Genomic DNA, 16,382 nt, shown 5'->3' with positions numbered 1-16,382 from the left:
CTTGTTTCGAGTTCCCCTCCTTGTCGCTCTTGCCCTCATCGTCGCGTTCGGCGGCGGAATCGGGACGGCCGTATGGGCGCTGAAGGCGACCGTCGGTTTCGGCTCGATCGCGATCGGTCCCTGGATCGCTTTTCCCGAAGCGCAGACCGTCTCCGCCGATCCCTATGCCAAGGCGCACCGCGCCCGGGCCGGCGAATTGCTCTATGGCGGCGCCGAGGGACTGTCCTTTACCGCGCTCACGGACGATACCGGCGCGCGCCTCTCAGCCGCCTGCTCCTATGACATCTCGGGTATGACGCCGCCGGCGCGGTTCTGGACCCTTTATGCGGCGGCGGCGGACGGGACCGCGCTACGGCCGGGACCGGAACTGCCCTCCGCAATCAATTCCTGGACCGTCCTGCGCGCCGAGGACAGCCGCTTCGTCATCCACGTTTCCCCGGTGGCCCAGCCCGACAACTGGCTGGCGATACCCCGGACGGGCAGCTTCGCGCTCGTGCTGACCCTCCTGGACACGCCGACGGCAGGCTCCTCCGGCTTGATCGACCTCGCAATGCCGAAGATCGTAAAAACCGGGTGCGGGCATGCGTAGCATCATCTTCGCCATTCTCGTCGGTCTCGTCGGAGCGGCGCTACTTCACATCGTGATCGTGCTCGCCCTACCCCAGTTCACCGGCCGCGATGCCTATACGCGCGTGCTCGGCCTGCTCGAAATGGACAGCTTCTTTCCGCTGACGGCCGAACCGGGGCCGACAGGCCTGAACAACGCCGACCCCTTCCTGCGTACGGCCGTCTGCAGCTTCTCGGTGGCGGATGCTCCGGCTCGCTTCGTCGGGCGCGGCGACGTGCCCTTCTGGTCGCTTGCGATCTTCGACAGCGGGTCGAACGAGGTCTTCAGCATGAACGACCAGACAGCCGTCCATGGCGATCTCGATCTCGTGGTCGCCACACCGATCCAGCTCGTCGAGCTGCGCAAGTCGCCGCCCGAAGCGCTGGCGCAATCGATCATGATCGAGATGAAGGACGAGGAAGGTTACGCAGTTCTTCGAGCCCTGGCACCTCTCGACAGCTTCGAGGACCTGGTCCGCACATTCCTGGCGGAGTCGAGGTGCGAGCCCTTCCAGCGGTAGTGGCGAAGGTAACGGCGATTTGGGGGAAACTGAAATCGAAGTGGTCGAAGTCGGGCGGCGAACGAGCGCACCGCCCGGGGGGGGCGCTGCCGGCGCTTTGCCCGCGGGTTTACTGCTTCTTGGCCTGGCGGCCAGCCGGGGCAGTTGGCTGCGGTCCGCGGCCGTCCAGCCTTTCGTAACGGATCCCCGTGAAGAACAACACCTTGGCGCCGCCCTTCCCGACAGGACGCCGTCGAGGGCGTTTGACGATCCGGTCCTGCATTCTGATTACGTCTGCCATGCTCGTCTCCATAGTCTCACGAGACGGATGAACTACCGTACAGATTTCACCCTGCCCGTTTTCGGGCTGACGCATTTTCCGGTGCCCGGACAGACGCGCCCTTCTCAGTCACTCCTTCTTCCGGTCACCCGGATGTCGTCCGTTTCGGCATAAGAGGCGAGGCGATAATAGCCGCCTTGTGCCGATTGAGCCACAGCCTGGTTAACCGTTTGTTAATCCAGACCATGACGCGTTAACCTCGCGCAATCCTCAATCCTGGGGGATTTGCAAATCCGGCAATCCGTCCGTCAGCGCCTTGCGATTAAACCGAAAAGGAAAGCTACACCCGCGACCGTCAGCAATGTCGAAATCGGCTCTTCCCGAACGCGCTCCCGGACGCGCTGCGTCATCAGTTCCGCTTCCCCCTGCACGACCGCCTTGGCTCCGGTGCCGATGGCCGAAACGGTCTCCGTCAGCCGGGCGATCTCTGCCTTCAGTTCCTGGACCTGGGATTCCAATTCGGCCTGTGCGCCTGACGCCCGCGTTTGGGCACCCGTCTCTGCGCCGACTGCCGCCAGATTCTTCTCCGCCATCTCTCCGCTCCTTGCCATTCCGGTATCACCCTTTGCGCGATTTCAACGCGTCGAGGCCGGATTGGTTCCCATGGAGGACGACGCAAGAACCAGCGGCTGCCGGAAGGGCGGCGACGATCGCCGCCGACCCTGGAGTGAAGCGGCCGAATCGCCGCGCCTACGGTTCGCAGCGAAAATCCCCGCCGTCGCATTCCGCGATCGTCCTCTGCCCGTGGTAACGGCGCTCGCGGCGCGACTGTTCCCGTTCAGCGCCCTCGATCCCCCGCCGCCAGCGGTCATCGTTACGGCCGCGCTCCGATTCCCATTCGCGCCGCTCTCTTTCCCGGTCCCGCTCCCAGTCTCGGCGTTCCCGCACCTGGCGGCGATCCCATTCCCGCCGGTTGCGTTCACGCTCGCGATCCCAATCGCGGTCATGCCTCCAGCGGTCGCGATGGCGATAGAAATCCCGGCCGCGGTAGTTCCGATCCCAATAGCTATCGAACTGGAAGACGACCGTCGGAATGCCGAGCGGCCGATAGTATTCCGGCTCCACATAGACCCGGCGGCTGCGATAGGCGGCCTGCACGTATCGGCCCGCCACCCATCCCCGTCCGCCATAGAAGGAAACGTCGCACCAGGGGCTTTCCGACAGGCAGCCGTGAATTTCCACCGATTCGCCGACGGGAATGACCGTTACGGCCGGATAATATGTACTCGGTCCCGAGCGCATATTGACATTGGCAGTGGCAAAACCTTCGGCCGCCGATGCGGCCGCGGGCATGAGCAGCAGCGCAAAGGCAGCCGCTGCCCGCAAGAATATTTTCTTCACAGATCAACTCCCACATGAGAGGCCGCAGCCCGACTCGCTTCCGGCGTTTGCCGTCAAGTCGGATCAAATAGGGGCGCTTGTGGACTTTTTATGGCTGAGGAAACCGGCCTTCCGCTGCCGGGGCGGCTCGTCACCAGAATGACGCAAGCCTGAATAAAGCCCCAACGTCCATAGTTAATGCTGCGCTAACGATTTCGATCTAGTTTTAGACACGTGTGTCGTTCCGAGCCATCGGAATGCCGTCATGCTTTGCGTTTTAGGATATGTCGTGACAAACCGGTTTCGTGAGTTGGAACGGCCGCAGACGGGGCGGTTGAAGGACGTCGTGCTGATGGCGACCGTCACCGGCTTCGAGAGCCTTCGGATTCCAAGCAGGTCCGACATGAAGCAGTTTGCCGAGCTGTTCGAGCCGCTCTTCCTCGGTTCCAGCAACGAGGCCCGCCGACAGGCGGCGGCGGCACTATCCCAATGCCCCCACGTGCCTGAGCCGGTGGCTCTGCTGATCGGCAGCATGCCCATTTCGATCGCCGCCGCCTTCCTCGCCCGTGCGACAGCGATTTCCGACGGCGTGCTCATTTCCATCATTCGCCAGCAAGGGCCGGGCCATGCGAACGCCATTGCCCGTCGGGAGAACCTTTCGCCTTCGGTGATCGACGCGCTCGTCGAGCATCATCAGTCCGCTCCCCTCCCCGCACGCATTCACGACGGCGCCAGGCGCCCGGTGGGGAGCGATCCGCAGACGGCTGCCGCAGCCGCCGAACGCGAAGAAAAGCTGCGCGCGGAAATCAAGGCGCTGGCGCGCGCCGGATCACAGGAGAAGAACGCCACCCCGTCGATCCAACCCATCAGCGAGCTGCATTGCGCGCTGCTCGTCCGTTTTGCGCGCAATGGCGAAGCGACCCTCTTCTCCACGGCCCTGGCAGACGCGCTCGGAGCAAGCCGCGCACTCACCGACCGGATATTGCTCGATGTTTCCGGCCAGCAGCTCGCCGCGACGCTTGCAGCTCTCGCCTTTCCGGCGGACGAGGAAAGCCGCGTGCTCGAGGCGCTCTATCCCCATCTTTCCGAAAGAATCGGCGGCGGCAACCGCGCCGAAGCGCTGATCGGAAGTCTCGACCGGCAGGCGAGCGGCGAACGGGTGGCGTCCTGGCTTCGCGCCGACGCAAACGGGGCGAAGCCAGGACGGCATGAGACCCTGCTTGCGGATAATCGAGCCGCGGACCCGCGCCGGCACGACGCGCAACCGATTGCGCGTCAAAGCAAGGCCGTCCAACCAAAGCGAGGCTTCGGCCAGTTCTAGATCCGTTGATCGTAGCCGATCAAAGAACAACGACATGCAGCAGTTCAAATTGCTACGTGGCGCGGGAAGAGTTCTTTCAGCCCAACGACTTGGGCTAGCTGGATTCCTGTGACGAGCACAGGAATGAGGAGATCGAGCAAACCGCGGCGGGTATCCCGAATCTCGAAGGCCCTAAACCAGATCGAACAGATCGCTGCAGTCGTCGAGTTCCAACTCTACGATCCAGCAGTCCGGGTCGAAGCGGATTTCCGAGGAAAGCGCCCGTTCGACCGCGTCGGCCTCGGCGCCACGCAATCGCACCTCGAAGCGGCGCGACGTGTCTCCTTCCTCATCGAAGAAATTCTGCGGCGCCGGCGCATAAAGCGTCTCGTAGCCCGATCGTCCGCGCTGCCGGATGAAGATCGCGCCGGCATCCTCCGCTCCCTTGCGCAACACAGCCGCATACCCGCCGCGTCCAAAGGCGTTCCGCAGAAGCGAGGAGACGAAAATGTGGGACTTCAGGCGCATGCACAGCTGATACACGCGCCACCGGCGAGATGCAAACGGAGCGGTCGACCGGCAGTGGTGCGCAACTGCTCCTCTTGCTCTGGCCGTCAGAGCGCTCCGATTTCCTTAAGCTTCTTGAGAACCTTGGGGTTGGGCTCTCCGGTCTGAGGAAGACGATAGTGTTTTTCGAAATGGCGGATGGCGGCGCGCGTCTGATCGCCGGCAACGCCATCGACGACGACATCTGCATAGGCGAGATTGCTCAGCCCCTTCTGGATGTTCATCACCATTTCGCTCGATACGGGGACCTCCGTGCGCGGGCTGAGCGCGTTTTCCTTCTCGGCGCTGCGGATGGCAGCGGCAACCGGATCCGCCTCGGCCGGAACAGTCTTCGGGTCGGCATAGGGCCGGTTGGCGGGCGTCGCAACTGCCGGCGGGGAACCGCCGGCGTTGCGCAGTGCCCGAAGCAGATCGTCACTCGGCGCACCCGTCTCCATACGGCCGGCCTGCTTTTCGAAGCGGAGGATCGCCGCCGAGGTCTTCGGACCGCTTCGGCCGTCCGGCTCTCCTTCGTAGAAGCCGAGCCTTGCCAGTTCCTTCTGGATGTCCGCAACCAGCGTCGAGGCCGTGCTACCGGGCGCATCCGGTGAGTCCTGCGCCGGAAGCGACGCGTGCCGTTCGTTGGATCCGTCCGTTGCCGCATCGCCGGCTTCCGCGTTCCCCTCCCGCTCTATGACGAAGGTGGTAACATCGCGCTGCTCGACCGGCTCGCCTTTGGCAGCCGCAAGGCGCTCGGCCACTTCGGGACTGACGAGGGGCACGCGGGTACGCAGAAGCGGCGAGGGATGAGTACCGTTCTGGTACCACATGGCGTTTGCGGCGACGAAACTGAAGACGACGGCAAAGATCGCCGACCCGCCGGCGCTCACCGGATGGCGAGAGATCAGGCGACCGGTGAGCACCAGACCACGGCCGACGACAGCGAGTCCGCGCAAGGCCAGACCCGCTCCGCGCCGCGCCGCCCGCTTGCGCTCAGGCTGTTTTCGCTTGCGCGGCGCCATGTCCCCCTTCCCTGTCAATTTCTCCGGTGTGGAAAGCCTCGGAGAGCGCCGGCACTCCGGTTGCGCTCTTTCCGTCTGCGTGCTGCCTCAATCGCGGCGGAAACTCCACTGTGACGGGCGCATCCGCGCACTCCCTTTCTGCCGCGCCGGAGGCGTCGCTGGGAATGGTTACGACGATAACGGTACCCTCCCCTTCGGCGCTGCGGATCGCAAAATCGCCGCCATGCAGTTCAGCAAGTCCCTTGACCAGCGAGAGGCCGAGCCCGGTACCCTCGTAGCGGCGGGTATAATCATTCTGAATCTGGACGAAAGGTTGGCCGAGCATTTGCAGCTTGTCCGCTGCGATCCCGATCCCGGTGTCGCTGACCGTCAGCTTCAGCATGTTGCCTTCAAGCGCGGCATCCACCGTGACAAGCCCGCCGCGGTCGGTAAACTTGATGGCGTTGCCGATGAGATTGATGAGGATTTGCTGGAAGGCGCGCTGGTCTGCATTGATCTCGCCGACCGAACGGGTGACGCGGCTCGTCAGCCGCACGCCTTTTTCGCGCGCCTGGTGCGACAGCATGGCCTCGCAGGCGGCGATCGCCTCGGCGACACGGAACGGTTCGAGGAGAAGCTCGTAACGGCCCGCTTCGATCTTGCTGATATCGAGCATCGTGTTGACGACCGAGAGAAGATGCGTGCCGGATTGATGGATCAGCGACACGTATTCGCGCTGGCGATCGTTTTCGAGCTTGCCGAAATATTCGCCTGCAAGCACGTCCGAAAAGCCGAGGATGGCATTGAGCGGCGTGCGCAATTCATGGCTGACGGCGGCAAGGAACCGCGTTTTGGCATCGTTGGCCGACTCGGCATGTGCTGCCTTGGCGGCCGCCTCTGCCTGCAAACGGGCCTCTTCGGAAACATCGCGAGACTGGGCGACAATCGCAAGGAGATTTCCTTCAGCGTCTCGAATCGGCGTCATCTCGCAGTAGATATGTGCGAATTGAGCGCCATCCGCCGACGTCCGCTCGAGACGGATGTCCACGGCAGAGCGCTCGCTGTCCAGGCGCAGCGAGTCAATCGCTCTGAGGAAGGCGATGCGATCCGACACATGGATCTGCTCGATGAAGCCGCGCCCATGCGGATCGCGCATCAGTTTCAGATACTCACTCGCATCGCGGCCGTGGACGGACAGGACGTGGCCCCGGGTATCGTGGACGGTCACCAAACCCGCAAAGAGATTATATGCCGCATCGAGATCGGGCAGTTCCGGTGCAGGCGCGAGTTCCACCTCGCCCGCCGCCGGGAAATCGCGGCCGCTCGCAATGGCTGCAGCCGCGGCCAGCAGGGATGCCGAGGCCCAAAGCGCCGCTCCCGCCGGCAGGGCGGCGGATACGGGCAATGCCAGGGTCAGCGCGAGAGGCACGATCGGCAGCGCGGTCAGCGATACGGCAGCGACGGCACGCAAGCGTCTGAAGTCGTGACGCGCAATTGCTGGGCCCAGGCCGCCGCGCGGCAGCCAGGGTGCGGCCGCTTCATCCACAAAGGATGTCCATCTGCCAGCCATGTCACGCAATAAACTCACGCCTTGCCCTGCCGAATTTGTCGTTCTTGCGAGGCATTTCCGGACCGTTCCGCGTCGTCGCGGACGACCGCCTCGTGATGACCCGAATCTCGCACCCCTGACTTAATGAAAGAATAAACGGCCGCTCTCCGAGGGCGTCCGAGGCGGTCGAAAGTTCCCGATTTGAGGCAATCCGAGCGAGCATCGTCAGATGTGGTTAACGGTGCGTAAGCAGCGGATTTTCGTGGATTTTTCGGCTCGCGTTAACGATTTGGGCAGGCATCGCCACTATCCGATGCCGGGAACGCGAGGCTTGAGGCCGAGACCTCAGCCACGAGCGTTAACGACGACCGCTGAAATGCAGGAGAAAGCGTCTGCACGAATATGCTGATTCCTGAATTTCGATAAAATTTGAAGCAAATACCGTTGTTTCTGGAAAAGCGGCCTTGTGATTCCCGCGCTAGTTTCGAAGCGTAAACACCACGGCCGGAGCCGAAGGCAAAAGAGGATGGCGCAAGATGTGGTTTCTCGTAAAGGCGACGTTCTGGTTCTCGCTGGTGCTGGTGCTGCTGCCGTTTCTCGATCCGTCGAGCAGCGAGAAGCTCGAGCACGGTCCGAAAATGGAGATCGGCGGCACATTCTCTGCCGCGAACGAAGCCTTCCAATATATAAGCGCGATCTGCGTAGAGAAGCCGGACGTCTGCGAGAAGGGTGCGGAGACTTTCGTCGCCCTCGGACATCGCGCCCGCGAAGGCGCTCGCATCGCCTATGAGTTTCTCAACACCCAGTTCGCGGAAGGCGACGCCGCCGCTCCCGACGTCAAGGTCATGACCGGTACCGTCGCACCGGCAGAAAGGATCCCTTCCGCGGAAGCGACGGAGAAGGCCGAACAAGCCTTCAAGCGTATGCCGGTTCCGGAACACCGCCTCGATCCCGGTACGGCTTCCGGGAAGTAAGCCCTGCCGCGTAGAAGGCAAGTCCGATCGTTCGGGCCTGACAGGCGGGGAAACGCGATTGCCTGTTCTCTTTGCGGCCCGCCTCTCCTATATGAAGGTGAAACGATGCGCCCGAAATGCGGTTGAAGCAGTTTCACGCGGACTGCTGTACTGAGCGGGCGCCGAAAGCCGGACATAGCATGACTTCACTTGACCAGATCATCGACGACTTTGCATTTCTCGACGAATGGGAAGATCGCTACCGCTATGTGATCGAACTTGGCAAAAACCTGCCCGAGATGCCGGAGGCCTCGAGGACGAGCGAGAACAAGGTGCAGGGCTGTGCCAGCCAGGTCTGGCTCGTGACCCATGCGACCGGCGATGCTGAAGACCCGCTTCTCACCTTCGAGGGAGAATCGGATGCGCATATCGTGCGCGGCCTCGTGGCAATCGTCCTCGCCATCTTCTCCGGCAAGCGTGCATCGGAAATTACCAGAATTGACGCTCTCGACATCTTCGGCAAGATCGGCCTCATCGAACATCTTTCCTCGCAACGTGCGAACGGCCTGCGCTCGATGATCCGGCGTATCAAGAGCGAAGCCGAAGGACGCCTGCCTGCCTGAGCGGCGAAGCGTCAGAGCACTTCCAGGACAAGTGCGTAACGGTTTTTCGTCCGGAAGCGCGTAGCTTCAACGGGTGGCAGCGTGTCAGTGTTTCAATGAAATACTTAAACGTCCTGAAAAAGCCGGCCCGAATGAACCGGCCGGCCTTTATGACACAACTCAGGCGTCGCGCGTTCCCGTTGGCCCCTTGAGGCCGCCCAGATCACTTGCCGCGGCGCTTCCGACGCTGTCCGAGACCCATTTCCTTGGCGAGCCGCGAGCGTGCTTCCGCGTAGGCCGGCGCGACCATCGGATAATCCGCAGGCAAATCCCACTTGTCTCGGTAGTCTTCCGGCGAAAGGTTGTGGTGCGTCATCAGATGCCGCTTCAACGACTTGAAGGTGCCGCCGCATTCGAGACATGTGATCTGGTCGTCCTGCACCGACTTTCGGACCGAAACCGCGGGCTTCGGCTTTTCCACCGGGACGACCACCGGTGCAGGAGCCGTGGTGTTGTTGAGAGCCGAATGCACGTCGGCTATGAGCGTCGGCAGCTCGGCAACCGGAACCACGTGGTTGCTTACATAGGCGGCAACGATCTCCGCCGTAAGCTCAACCAGGAGTTCATTGCTCGCACCGAGCGAAGTCTCTGTCATTTCTTTCTCCTATCGGAATCCAGCGACGAAACCTGAAACAGAGTTCCAGGGGGAGGATGTACAAAATGCCGTCAATCAGCGCTTGCCGCCTCGGAACCGACCGCAATCTCGCAATGGAGACTGCGGTTCTGCCGCAACATCAAGGCTCGAATTGCGAGAGGGAAGAACCGTCACCAAGGCGCCAAAGCGGCCGACACCTCAAAGCAACGGACAAGCATCACAACTCAGGCTGGAATTTCATCTCAAAGTATTTTCCACGACGACACTTTGCATTTACTGCATTAACACTGATCTGCCAAAAGTCCAAACATAAATTTATCGGCATGCAGCAACTTTATTCCGAGTTGCTAAAATTGTCACGCTCGGCAAAATTGTCCTCAAATACAGAGTCAGAAATGCTGCCCGTCAATGCCCGCGCGGCTCTTCCTTATGGGGAAGCTGATCTATCACCGATCGTTTTGTCATCCTGTAGCCCGCTTGATGCGCGGCTTTTGCCAATAGATGGGCCGAGATCGGTGCCGTCAGCACGAAGAAGCCAAATCCCGCCAGTGCGCGCGCGAAGACGGCGGCATCGAGCGAATGCAGCCCGGCCGCAAAGAGCAGCAGACCCGAACCGACGGTACCGGCTTTCGAGGCCGCATGCATGCGGGTGTAAAGGTCGGGGAAGCGGATGAGGCCAACCGCGGCAAGCAGCGAGAAGCAGGCGCCGACAACCATGATCAGTGCAACGAGGTAAGCGATGATTTGCAGAACCATCAACGCGCTCCCTTGCGTTTGCGGCGCCCAGCCTGTCCCGCGCGCGAGCGCGTCGACGACGGCTTTGCCTGGGGCAGGTCAGTTGCGCCCGGCGTCATGCGCTCCGGCGAGAGACCGCGCGCCAGGATGAAGCGGGCGAAAGCGACCGTCGCAAGAAAGCCGACGAGCCCGAGGGCGATCGCGATATCGATGTAGAGATAAAAGCCGGTTCTCACGGCGATCACCGCGATCAGCCCGATCGCAATCGCCACCAGCATATCGAGGCCCAGCACCCGGTCCGGAAGCGTCGGCCCGCGAATGATGCGCAGCACCGTCAACAGCAGCGCGAGAGAGAGAAGCACGAGCGCCACGCCGGAGGCCGCGCTCAGGACTGCAGCGGGCGTCATCGTTCGAAAGCCTCCCGTATTCGACGTTCGAAGCCGCCGGCGATGTCTCGCCGCAGAGCTCCCGGATCGGCGCAATCGAGCGCATGGACGTAGAGGGTCTTGCGATCTTCGGAGACATCCACCGACAGCGTACCCGGCGTCAGTGTGATCAGATTGGCGAGCAGCGTTATCTCGAAGTCAGTCCTGAGCGCGAGCGGATAGGCAAAAATGCCAGGCTTCAGCGCCATGTTCGAGCGGAGAACCAGAAGCGCGACCTTCGTTGCGGAAATCGCGAGCTCCTTGAAAAACAACAATGCGAGCAGCAGCAGCCGCAACGGTCTCACCGGGTAAGCCACCGGGCGCAGCTCACGCCGGATCAACCAGAGCGACAAGGCGCCGGCCGCGAAGCCCAGCAGGAGGTTAGCGGGCGTGAAGCTGGCGCTGATTGCCCCCCAGATAAGCGTAAAGACCAGGTTGGTCAGCAGGAATTTCATTGCGGACCTCCTGCGGGAAAGACTGAATTCAGGTAAGCGGACGGCTCTGCAAGCCCGGCTGCGGCGCTCTGGATCATCGCAAGCAGCGGTTCGGGATAGAGGCCGAGCGCAAGCGCCAGAAGCGTAAGTGCTGCAAGCGGACCCAGGGCCGTCGCGGACAGGGGGGCCGGGCCGGCGGCGGCCTCGGGTATTGCGCTGTCTCGCCAATAGGCCAGGAGGAAAAGGCGGCCGGTCGCAATCATGGTGAAGAAGCCGACGAGAAGGAGCGCGGCGGCAAGCCACCAGGCGCCGATATCGATGGCCGCCTTCACCAGCATGACCTTCGGCCAGAAGCCGGAAAAGGGCGGCAGCCCCGAAATGGCGAAGCACAGCATCAGGGTCAGCGCCGCAAACCCCGCATGCTTGCGGTAAAGGCCCGCAAGCGTTGCGATCGAGCTGTCTGCACCGAGGCGCATTGCGATCCCGGAGGCGAAATAAAGGCCCGTCATCACCAGCATCGAATGGAGCGCGTAGAAGATCGCGCCGCCAATGCCGCCCGGTCCACCGATGGCTATGCCTGCAAGCATCGAACCTATGCCCGAAACGACGAGGTAGCCGAGAAGGCGCCGGAAATCCGTTTGCGCGAGCGCGCCGAGAACGCCGACCATCATCGTCAGGGCACCGACGAGCGCCAGTACGAAGCTCAATTCCTCCCTTTCGATCGGGAAGAGCATGACCGTCACCCGGATCAACGCATAGATACCGACCTTGGTGAGCAGGCCGGCAAAGAGCGCCGACACGACGACGCGAGGGGTATGGTAGGAAGCAGGCAACCAGAAGTTCAAGGGAAACGCGGCCGCCTTCATGCCGAAGGCAAGAACATAGAGTCCGACCAAAGTCATCAACGGCGCATTGACGCGCAGTTCGTCGGCCTTGCGCGCGATGTCGGCCATGTTGAGCGTGCCGAACACGGCGTAGAGGAAGCCGGTAGCGACGAGGAACAGCGTCGTTGCGACCAGGTTCAGAAAGCCGTACTTCACCGTCCCGTCGATCTGCCCGCGCTCGGAGCCGAGGACCAGAAGCCCGAAGGAGGAAATCAGCAGGACCTCGAACCAGACATAGAGGTTGAAGATATCCCCTGTCAGGAAGGCTCCCGAAACGCCGGCCATCAGCAGCATCAGCAGCGGATAGAAACCATAGCGCCGGCCGCTGTCGTTGATATCGGCCAGCGAAAAGATGCCGGCCGCAAAAGCGACCAAGGCCGCCACCAGGGCAAAGAGCGCACCGGTCAGGTCGACCGTGAAGGCGATGCCGAACGGCGGCAGCCAGCGCCCCATCACCATGGTCGTCGGCCCGTTTCTTGCGACGTGATCGAGCAGCGCCACGTCGATCAAAACCAGAAGGGCCAGGCTCGCAAGCGCTATTGCGGGCTGGAGGCCGGCCCAGCGACGAAGCATCACGAGGAGCGCGCCGACGGCCAGACACCAGGCGACGGGCAGAACGACGAGCCATTCGACGGCCGACGCCGGGGTCAGCATCAGGGCCGCGGAAAGGTCGACGGGAGCGGGGGTGGAAACGGCCATGTGCGTCAGTATCCCAGTGGCGGCGCCGGCTCGTTCACCGGTTCCGCAACACGCATCTCGTCCGTGTTGTCTGTCGCGAGGTCTTCATAGGCGCGCCAGGCGAGAACGAGGAGAAAGGCGAAGAAGGAGAAGGAAATCACGATGGCGGTCAGGATCAGCGCCTGCGGCAAGGCATTGGCCGCCGGACCGGAAAGCACATCGGCACCCTCCGCTATGACCGGCGGTACGTCGCGCGTCAGGCGGCCGCCGGTGAAGATCAGGAGGTTCACCGAATTTCCCAGGATCGCCACGCCTAGGAGGACGCGGATGATGGATTTCGACAGAAGCAGGTAAATGGCGACGGTGAAGAAGAAAGTGACCAGCAGGGAAAACCAGGTCTCCATCAGGCGCCCCCTCTTTCTTCAAGTGACAGCGCGATCGAACTGATGGCACCGACGACGACCAGGTAGACCCCCGTATCGAACAGCATGACCGTGGAGAGCGGAACCTCGACGCCGAAAAAGGAGGGATAAATCCACAGCCCGGTCATGAACGGCACCCGCGCGAAAAGTGACGCCAGTCCGGCCAAGGTCGCGGCGAAAAGGCCGGCCCCCGCGATGGCCATCGGGTGGAAGAATATCGCCCGCCGCACCGTCTCCACGCCGTGGGCGATGCCGTAGATCGCCAGCGCCGAAACGGCGATCAACCCGCCTATGAAGCCGCCTCCGGGCTCGTTGTGGCCGCGCAGCAGCACAAAGATCGAAAAAAGCATCATCAATCCGGCGAGGAAGGGCGCGACGGTCCGAAAAATGATCGACTTCATACCGGCTCCTTCGTGTTCGCTTCAGCCGCCGCGATCTCGCGCGTTTCGCCGCGTCTCAACGATCCCGCCCGCAACCGCACGAGGGAAAGGATGGACAGGCCAGCAACCAGCACGACGGCAATTTCGCCGAGCGTATCCGTACCGCGGAAGTCGACAATGATGACGTTGACCACGTTCGCGCCGTGGGCGATCGATTTCGAATAGAGGTTGAAGAAGTCCGTCAGCGTCGAATCGAACGGCACGCCGGTAACCCGGAGGAGGAAAAGGCCGAATCCGATTCCGCAGGCGAGCGCGATCGTGAAGTCGGGAAGCTTCTGTCTGAGTGGTCGGTGATCCGAGGGAGACAGACGCAGCCGTGTCATCACCAGTGCCAAAACGACGACGGACAGCGTCTCTATCATGAACTGGGTGAAGGCGAGATCCGGAGCGCCGTAAAGCAGGAAGAGCATCGCAACGGCGAAGCCCTGAATTCCGAGCGACACGATCGCCGTCAGCCGGTCCGCGGCCAGCACCACGGCGAAGAGGCCAAGCACGGCGATCGCCATGATCGCGAATTCGTGCAGCGGCACGTCGCTCGGAAAGAAAGGTGCGCGCGGGAATTCGCCGTAGCGCAGCGGCAATGCGAGCATGACGGCGGCGACGAACAGGAAGGTCACGGTCATGTAGTTATCGAGACGGCCGCCCTGCAAGCGCCGGGTCGCGGCGACCGCAAACCGCACGAGGCCGCGTATGAACTGGTCGAAGCCTCGATCCGGTCCCCAGCCGATATCGGCAAGGATCACCGCCATGGCGGCGCGCAGCCGCGTCAGATTGAGGAAGAGAACGACGCCGACCGCCAGCGTCACCACGGAGAGCAACAGCGGCACGCCTATATGCGGTGCGAGCGAGATCGTCACGGTTCTCGGCTCGCCGGCAACGGCCGAGGCCATGGGCGAGGTCACGAACCGATGAACGAGGCCCGACATCAGCGCGATGGAAAGGCCCATCGCAGCCAGGATAGCCGGGCCGAGCCAGAGGAGCACCGGTGCCTCGTGGGCATGCTTCGGCGTATCGACCCTGGGGCCGAGAAACGGTTTTAGAGCGATCGCGAAGCCGACGGCGAACATCAGGCCGTTGCCGAGGATGGTCAAGGCCGCGAAGACCATGGACCGACGGTCGAAACCCGAGAGTGCGGCGTAGATTTCCTCTTTCGCAAGGAACCCGAAAAAGGGCGGCAGGCCGCCCATCGACAGGGCCGCCGCAAGAGCTATGGCGAAGGTCAGAGGCATGGCGCTGCGCAGGCCGCCGAGCTTCGTCAGGTGGCGCGTACCGGTTTCATGATCGATGATGCCGGCCACCATGAACAGCGCCCCCTTGAACAGGGCATGCGCCACCAGGTAAAGCACTGCGGCTTCGATGGCGTAGGGCAGGCCGATCCCGGTCAGCATGACCAGAAGACCGAGCGACGACATGGTCGTATAGGCCAGCATCATCTTCAGGTCCGTCTGGCGCACTGCCAGGGCGGCTCCGGCGACGAGCGTCGTCACGCCGAACAGCGGCAACAGGACCTGCCACTCCGTCGTGCCGCCGAGCACCGGGTTGAGCCGCATCAGAAGATAGACGCCCGCCTTCACCATCGTCGCCGAGTGCAGATAGGCCGAAACGGGCGTCGGCGCTTCCATGGCATTCGGCAGCCAGAAGTGAAACGGAAACTGTGCCGACTTGGTGAATGCGCCGCCGAGGACGAGGAGCAGCGCCGCGAGATAGAAGGGGCTCTGCTTCAGTTCGTCTCCGAAGGACAGGAGCAGCGAAAATTGCGTGACGCCGCTGACGTTCCACAGGATGAGGAGCCCGGCGAGCAAAGCAAGCCCGCCTCCCCCGGTCACGACCAGAGCCTGCAAAGCCGCGCGGCGCGCCGCCTCGCGGCCGTGATCGAAGCCGATCAGCAGGAACGAAGTGATCGACGTCAGCTCCCAGAAGACGAAAAGCATCAGGAAGCTGTCCGAGACGACGAGGCCCTGCATCGAGCCCATGAACATCAGAATGAACGAAAAGAAGCGGCCCTGGTCGGGATACCCCTTCAGATATCCGCCCGAATAGAGGACGATCAGTGTGCCGATGCCCGAAATCAGAAGTGCGAAGGTCAGTGACAAGCCGTCGATCAGCCAGGAGAAGCTGACGTTGAAGGAAGGTATCCAGATATAGCCGCCGGTGACGATCTCGCCGGCGGCGACTTCCGGAATGAAGCCTGCGAAATGCATGAAGACGGCGAGTGGCGCAAGCGCCAACAGCCAGGCGGCATTCCCGCCGAGAAGCCGGGTCAGGGCCGGCGCGACGACGGCCGCGGCAAAGGGAAGACCGAGGGCCAGGAATGTCAGGGCCGCGGCATCCATCGTATCGACACGCTCCTTCTCGTTGATCTTTCAGTCAAGCTTTAACCGGACATAGAAGATGGTCGGGCCTGCCTCAAGGGAAATCGGCCGGGGTGTGAGGTTATGCCACGTTTATACTGTGTAGAGGGCAGCGGCTTCGCCCCGACCTGATCAGTATCCTGTCCAAAACGCGGAGCTCCTGACATCGACCCCCATTTGTGCCCAAGCAGAACCCATCCTATATATTCGCTGCAATCGAAAGGAGCGCAGCCATGTCCGAAAACCGGATGCCGAAGATTACGAAGACGAACGAAGAGTGGCGGGCAGCCCTGACGCCCGAGCAGTACCGCGTCACACGCGAACATGGCACCGAACGTCCCTTCACCGGCCCCTTTCTCGACAACAAAAGGCATGGCACCTACAAGTGCGTCTGTTGCGGCCGCGCGCTGTTCCGCTCGGATACCAAGTTCGATTCCGGCTGCGGCTGGCCCAGCTATTTCGCCCCGGTCGATCCGGACGCGATCGCTGAATATGTGGACCGCTCGCACCACATGGTCAGAACGGAGATTCGCTGTGCCGATTGTGACGCCCATCTCGGCCATGTCTTCCCCGACGGGCCTCCTCCGACCGGCCTGCGCTATTGCCTGAACGGCACCGCGATGACATTCGAGGAGGATTGA

20 protein-coding genes are annotated in these 16,382 nt (G+C 62.4%); 6 read left to right on the top strand and 14 right to left on the bottom strand.

Going from position 1 to position 16,382, the window contains the following annotated elements; genetic code table 11:
- Position 1: 1 nt before the first annotated feature.
- Both CN933_RS08335 and CN933_RS08330 read left to right on the top strand, forming a co-directional pair.
- Positions 2–589 (top strand): DUF1214 domain-containing protein, encoded by a 588-nt coding sequence (locus CN933_RS08335; RefSeq protein ID WP_102761400.1) that lies wholly within the window; start codon positions 2–4, stop codon positions 587–589.
- Positions 582–1,127 (top strand): DUF1254 domain-containing protein, encoded by a 546-nt coding sequence (locus CN933_RS08330; RefSeq protein ID WP_018094549.1) that lies wholly within the window; start codon positions 582–584, stop codon positions 1,125–1,127. Before CN933_RS08335 ends, CN933_RS08330 begins: the two co-directional genes overlap by 8 nt.
- Positions 1,128–1,236: 109 nt before the next feature.
- Here CN933_RS08330 and CN933_RS08325 read toward each other — a convergent pair whose 3' ends face one another.
- From CN933_RS08325 to CN933_RS08315, 3 genes are all read right to left on the bottom strand, one after another.
- On the bottom strand, positions 1,237–1,407 hold the full coding sequence (locus CN933_RS08325; protein ID WP_013844138.1) for a hypothetical protein: 171 nt from the start codon (positions 1,405–1,407) through the stop codon (positions 1,237–1,239).
- A 287-nt stretch (positions 1,408–1,694) separates the two neighbouring features.
- Positions 1,695–1,979 carry a hypothetical protein gene (locus CN933_RS08320; protein WP_018094548.1) on the bottom strand — a complete coding sequence of 95 codons (285 nt, stop codon included), beginning with the start codon at positions 1,977–1,979 and terminating at the stop codon, positions 1,695–1,697.
- 157 nt (positions 1,980–2,136) lie between these two features.
- Positions 2,137–2,787 carry an SH3 domain-containing protein gene (locus tag CN933_RS08315; RefSeq protein WP_018094547.1) on the bottom strand — a complete coding sequence of 217 codons (651 nt, stop codon included), beginning with the start codon at positions 2,785–2,787 and terminating at the stop codon, positions 2,137–2,139.
- A 244-nt stretch (positions 2,788–3,031) separates the two neighbouring features.
- Here CN933_RS08315 and CN933_RS08310 point away from each other — a divergent pair, with 244 nt between their 5' ends.
- Positions 3,032–4,087 (top strand): DUF2336 domain-containing protein, encoded by a 1,056-nt coding sequence (locus tag CN933_RS08310; protein ID WP_018094546.1) that lies wholly within the window; start codon positions 3,032–3,034, stop codon positions 4,085–4,087.
- Between the two features lie 171 nt (positions 4,088–4,258).
- Here the strand turns inward: CN933_RS08310 and CN933_RS08305 are convergent, their stop codons facing one another.
- The 3 genes from CN933_RS08305 to CN933_RS08295 all read right to left on the bottom strand — a co-directional run bounded on the left by CN933_RS08305 (position 4,259) and on the right by CN933_RS08295 (position 7,183).
- Positions 4,259–4,594 (bottom strand): DUF1491 family protein, encoded by a 336-nt coding sequence (locus CN933_RS08305; protein ID WP_018094545.1) that lies wholly within the window; start codon positions 4,592–4,594, stop codon positions 4,259–4,261.
- An 86-nt stretch (positions 4,595–4,680) separates the two neighbouring features.
- Positions 4,681–5,634: a peptidoglycan-binding domain-containing protein gene (locus CN933_RS08300; RefSeq protein WP_018094544.1), complete on the bottom strand. Its 954-nt coding sequence runs from the start codon at positions 5,632–5,634 to the stop codon at positions 4,681–4,683.
- On the bottom strand, positions 5,606–7,183 hold the full coding sequence (locus CN933_RS08295; RefSeq protein ID WP_033047217.1) for a sensor histidine kinase: 1,578 nt from the start codon (positions 7,181–7,183) through the stop codon (positions 5,606–5,608). Before CN933_RS08295 ends, CN933_RS08300 begins: the two co-directional genes overlap by 29 nt.
- A gap of 515 nt (positions 7,184–7,698) precedes the next feature.
- Between CN933_RS08295 and CN933_RS08285 the strand changes: the two genes are divergently transcribed.
- The gene (locus CN933_RS08285) at positions 7,699–8,136 is read left to right on the top strand and encodes a DUF5330 domain-containing protein (protein ID WP_018094542.1); all 438 of its coding nucleotides are present in this window, start codon (positions 7,699–7,701) and stop codon (positions 8,134–8,136) included.
- A gap of 179 nt (positions 8,137–8,315) precedes the next feature.
- Positions 8,316–8,738 (top strand): SufE family protein, encoded by a 423-nt coding sequence (locus tag CN933_RS08280; protein WP_018094541.1) that lies wholly within the window; start codon positions 8,316–8,318, stop codon positions 8,736–8,738.
- Between the two features lie 202 nt (positions 8,739–8,940).
- Here CN933_RS08280 and mucR read toward each other — a convergent pair whose 3' ends face one another.
- From mucR to CN933_RS08240, 8 genes are all read right to left on the bottom strand, one after another.
- Entirely contained in the window at positions 8,941–9,372 is a 432-nt protein-coding gene (gene mucR / locus CN933_RS08275; RefSeq protein WP_018094540.1) for an exopolysaccharide biosynthesis transcriptional regulator MucR, read from the bottom strand.
- Positions 9,373–9,777: 405 nt separating this feature from the next.
- On the bottom strand, positions 9,778–10,128 hold the full coding sequence (gene mnhG / locus CN933_RS08270; RefSeq protein ID WP_018094539.1) for a monovalent cation/H(+) antiporter subunit G: 351 nt from the start codon (positions 10,126–10,128) through the stop codon (positions 9,778–9,780).
- Positions 10,128–10,514, bottom strand: a complete 387-nt coding sequence (locus CN933_RS08265) for a cation:proton antiporter (protein ID WP_018094538.1) — start codon at positions 10,512–10,514, stop codon at positions 10,128–10,130. The genes mnhG and CN933_RS08265 overlap by 1 nt, the downstream gene beginning before the upstream one ends.
- On the bottom strand, positions 10,511–10,987 hold the full coding sequence (locus tag CN933_RS08260) for a Na+/H+ antiporter subunit E (protein WP_018094537.1): 477 nt from the start codon (positions 10,985–10,987) through the stop codon (positions 10,511–10,513). Before CN933_RS08260 ends, CN933_RS08265 begins: the two co-directional genes overlap by 4 nt.
- Entirely contained in the window at positions 10,984–12,549 is a 1,566-nt protein-coding gene (locus CN933_RS08255) for a Na+/H+ antiporter subunit D (protein ID WP_018094536.1), read from the bottom strand. The genes CN933_RS08260 and CN933_RS08255 overlap by 4 nt, the downstream gene beginning before the upstream one ends.
- A gap of 5 nt (positions 12,550–12,554) precedes the next feature.
- Positions 12,555–12,932 (bottom strand): Na+/H+ antiporter subunit C, encoded by a 378-nt coding sequence (locus tag CN933_RS08250; protein WP_018094535.1) that lies wholly within the window; start codon positions 12,930–12,932, stop codon positions 12,555–12,557.
- The gene (locus CN933_RS08245) at positions 12,932–13,351 is read right to left on the bottom strand and encodes a Na(+)/H(+) antiporter subunit B (RefSeq protein WP_018094534.1); all 420 of its coding nucleotides are present in this window, start codon (positions 13,349–13,351) and stop codon (positions 12,932–12,934) included. The genes CN933_RS08250 and CN933_RS08245 overlap by 1 nt, the downstream gene beginning before the upstream one ends.
- A complete protein-coding gene (locus tag CN933_RS08240; protein ID WP_018094533.1) occupies positions 13,348–15,723 on the bottom strand; it encodes a putative monovalent cation/H+ antiporter subunit A in 2,376 nt (791 codons plus the stop codon). Before CN933_RS08240 ends, CN933_RS08245 begins: the two co-directional genes overlap by 4 nt.
- Positions 15,724–15,974: 251 nt before the next feature.
- Between CN933_RS08240 and msrB the strand changes: the two genes are divergently transcribed.
- Complete coding sequence (gene msrB / locus CN933_RS08235; protein ID WP_018094532.1) at positions 15,975–16,382, top strand: peptide-methionine (R)-S-oxide reductase MsrB; 408 nt, start codon at positions 15,975–15,977, stop codon at positions 16,380–16,382.

It is taken from the genome of Sinorhizobium sp. M4_45 (genome assembly GCF_002885915.1).
Taxonomy (GTDB): Bacteria; Pseudomonadota; Alphaproteobacteria; order Rhizobiales; family Rhizobiaceae; genus Sinorhizobium; species Sinorhizobium meliloti_A.
This window is presented reverse-complemented; position numbering and strand designations above follow the sequence as displayed.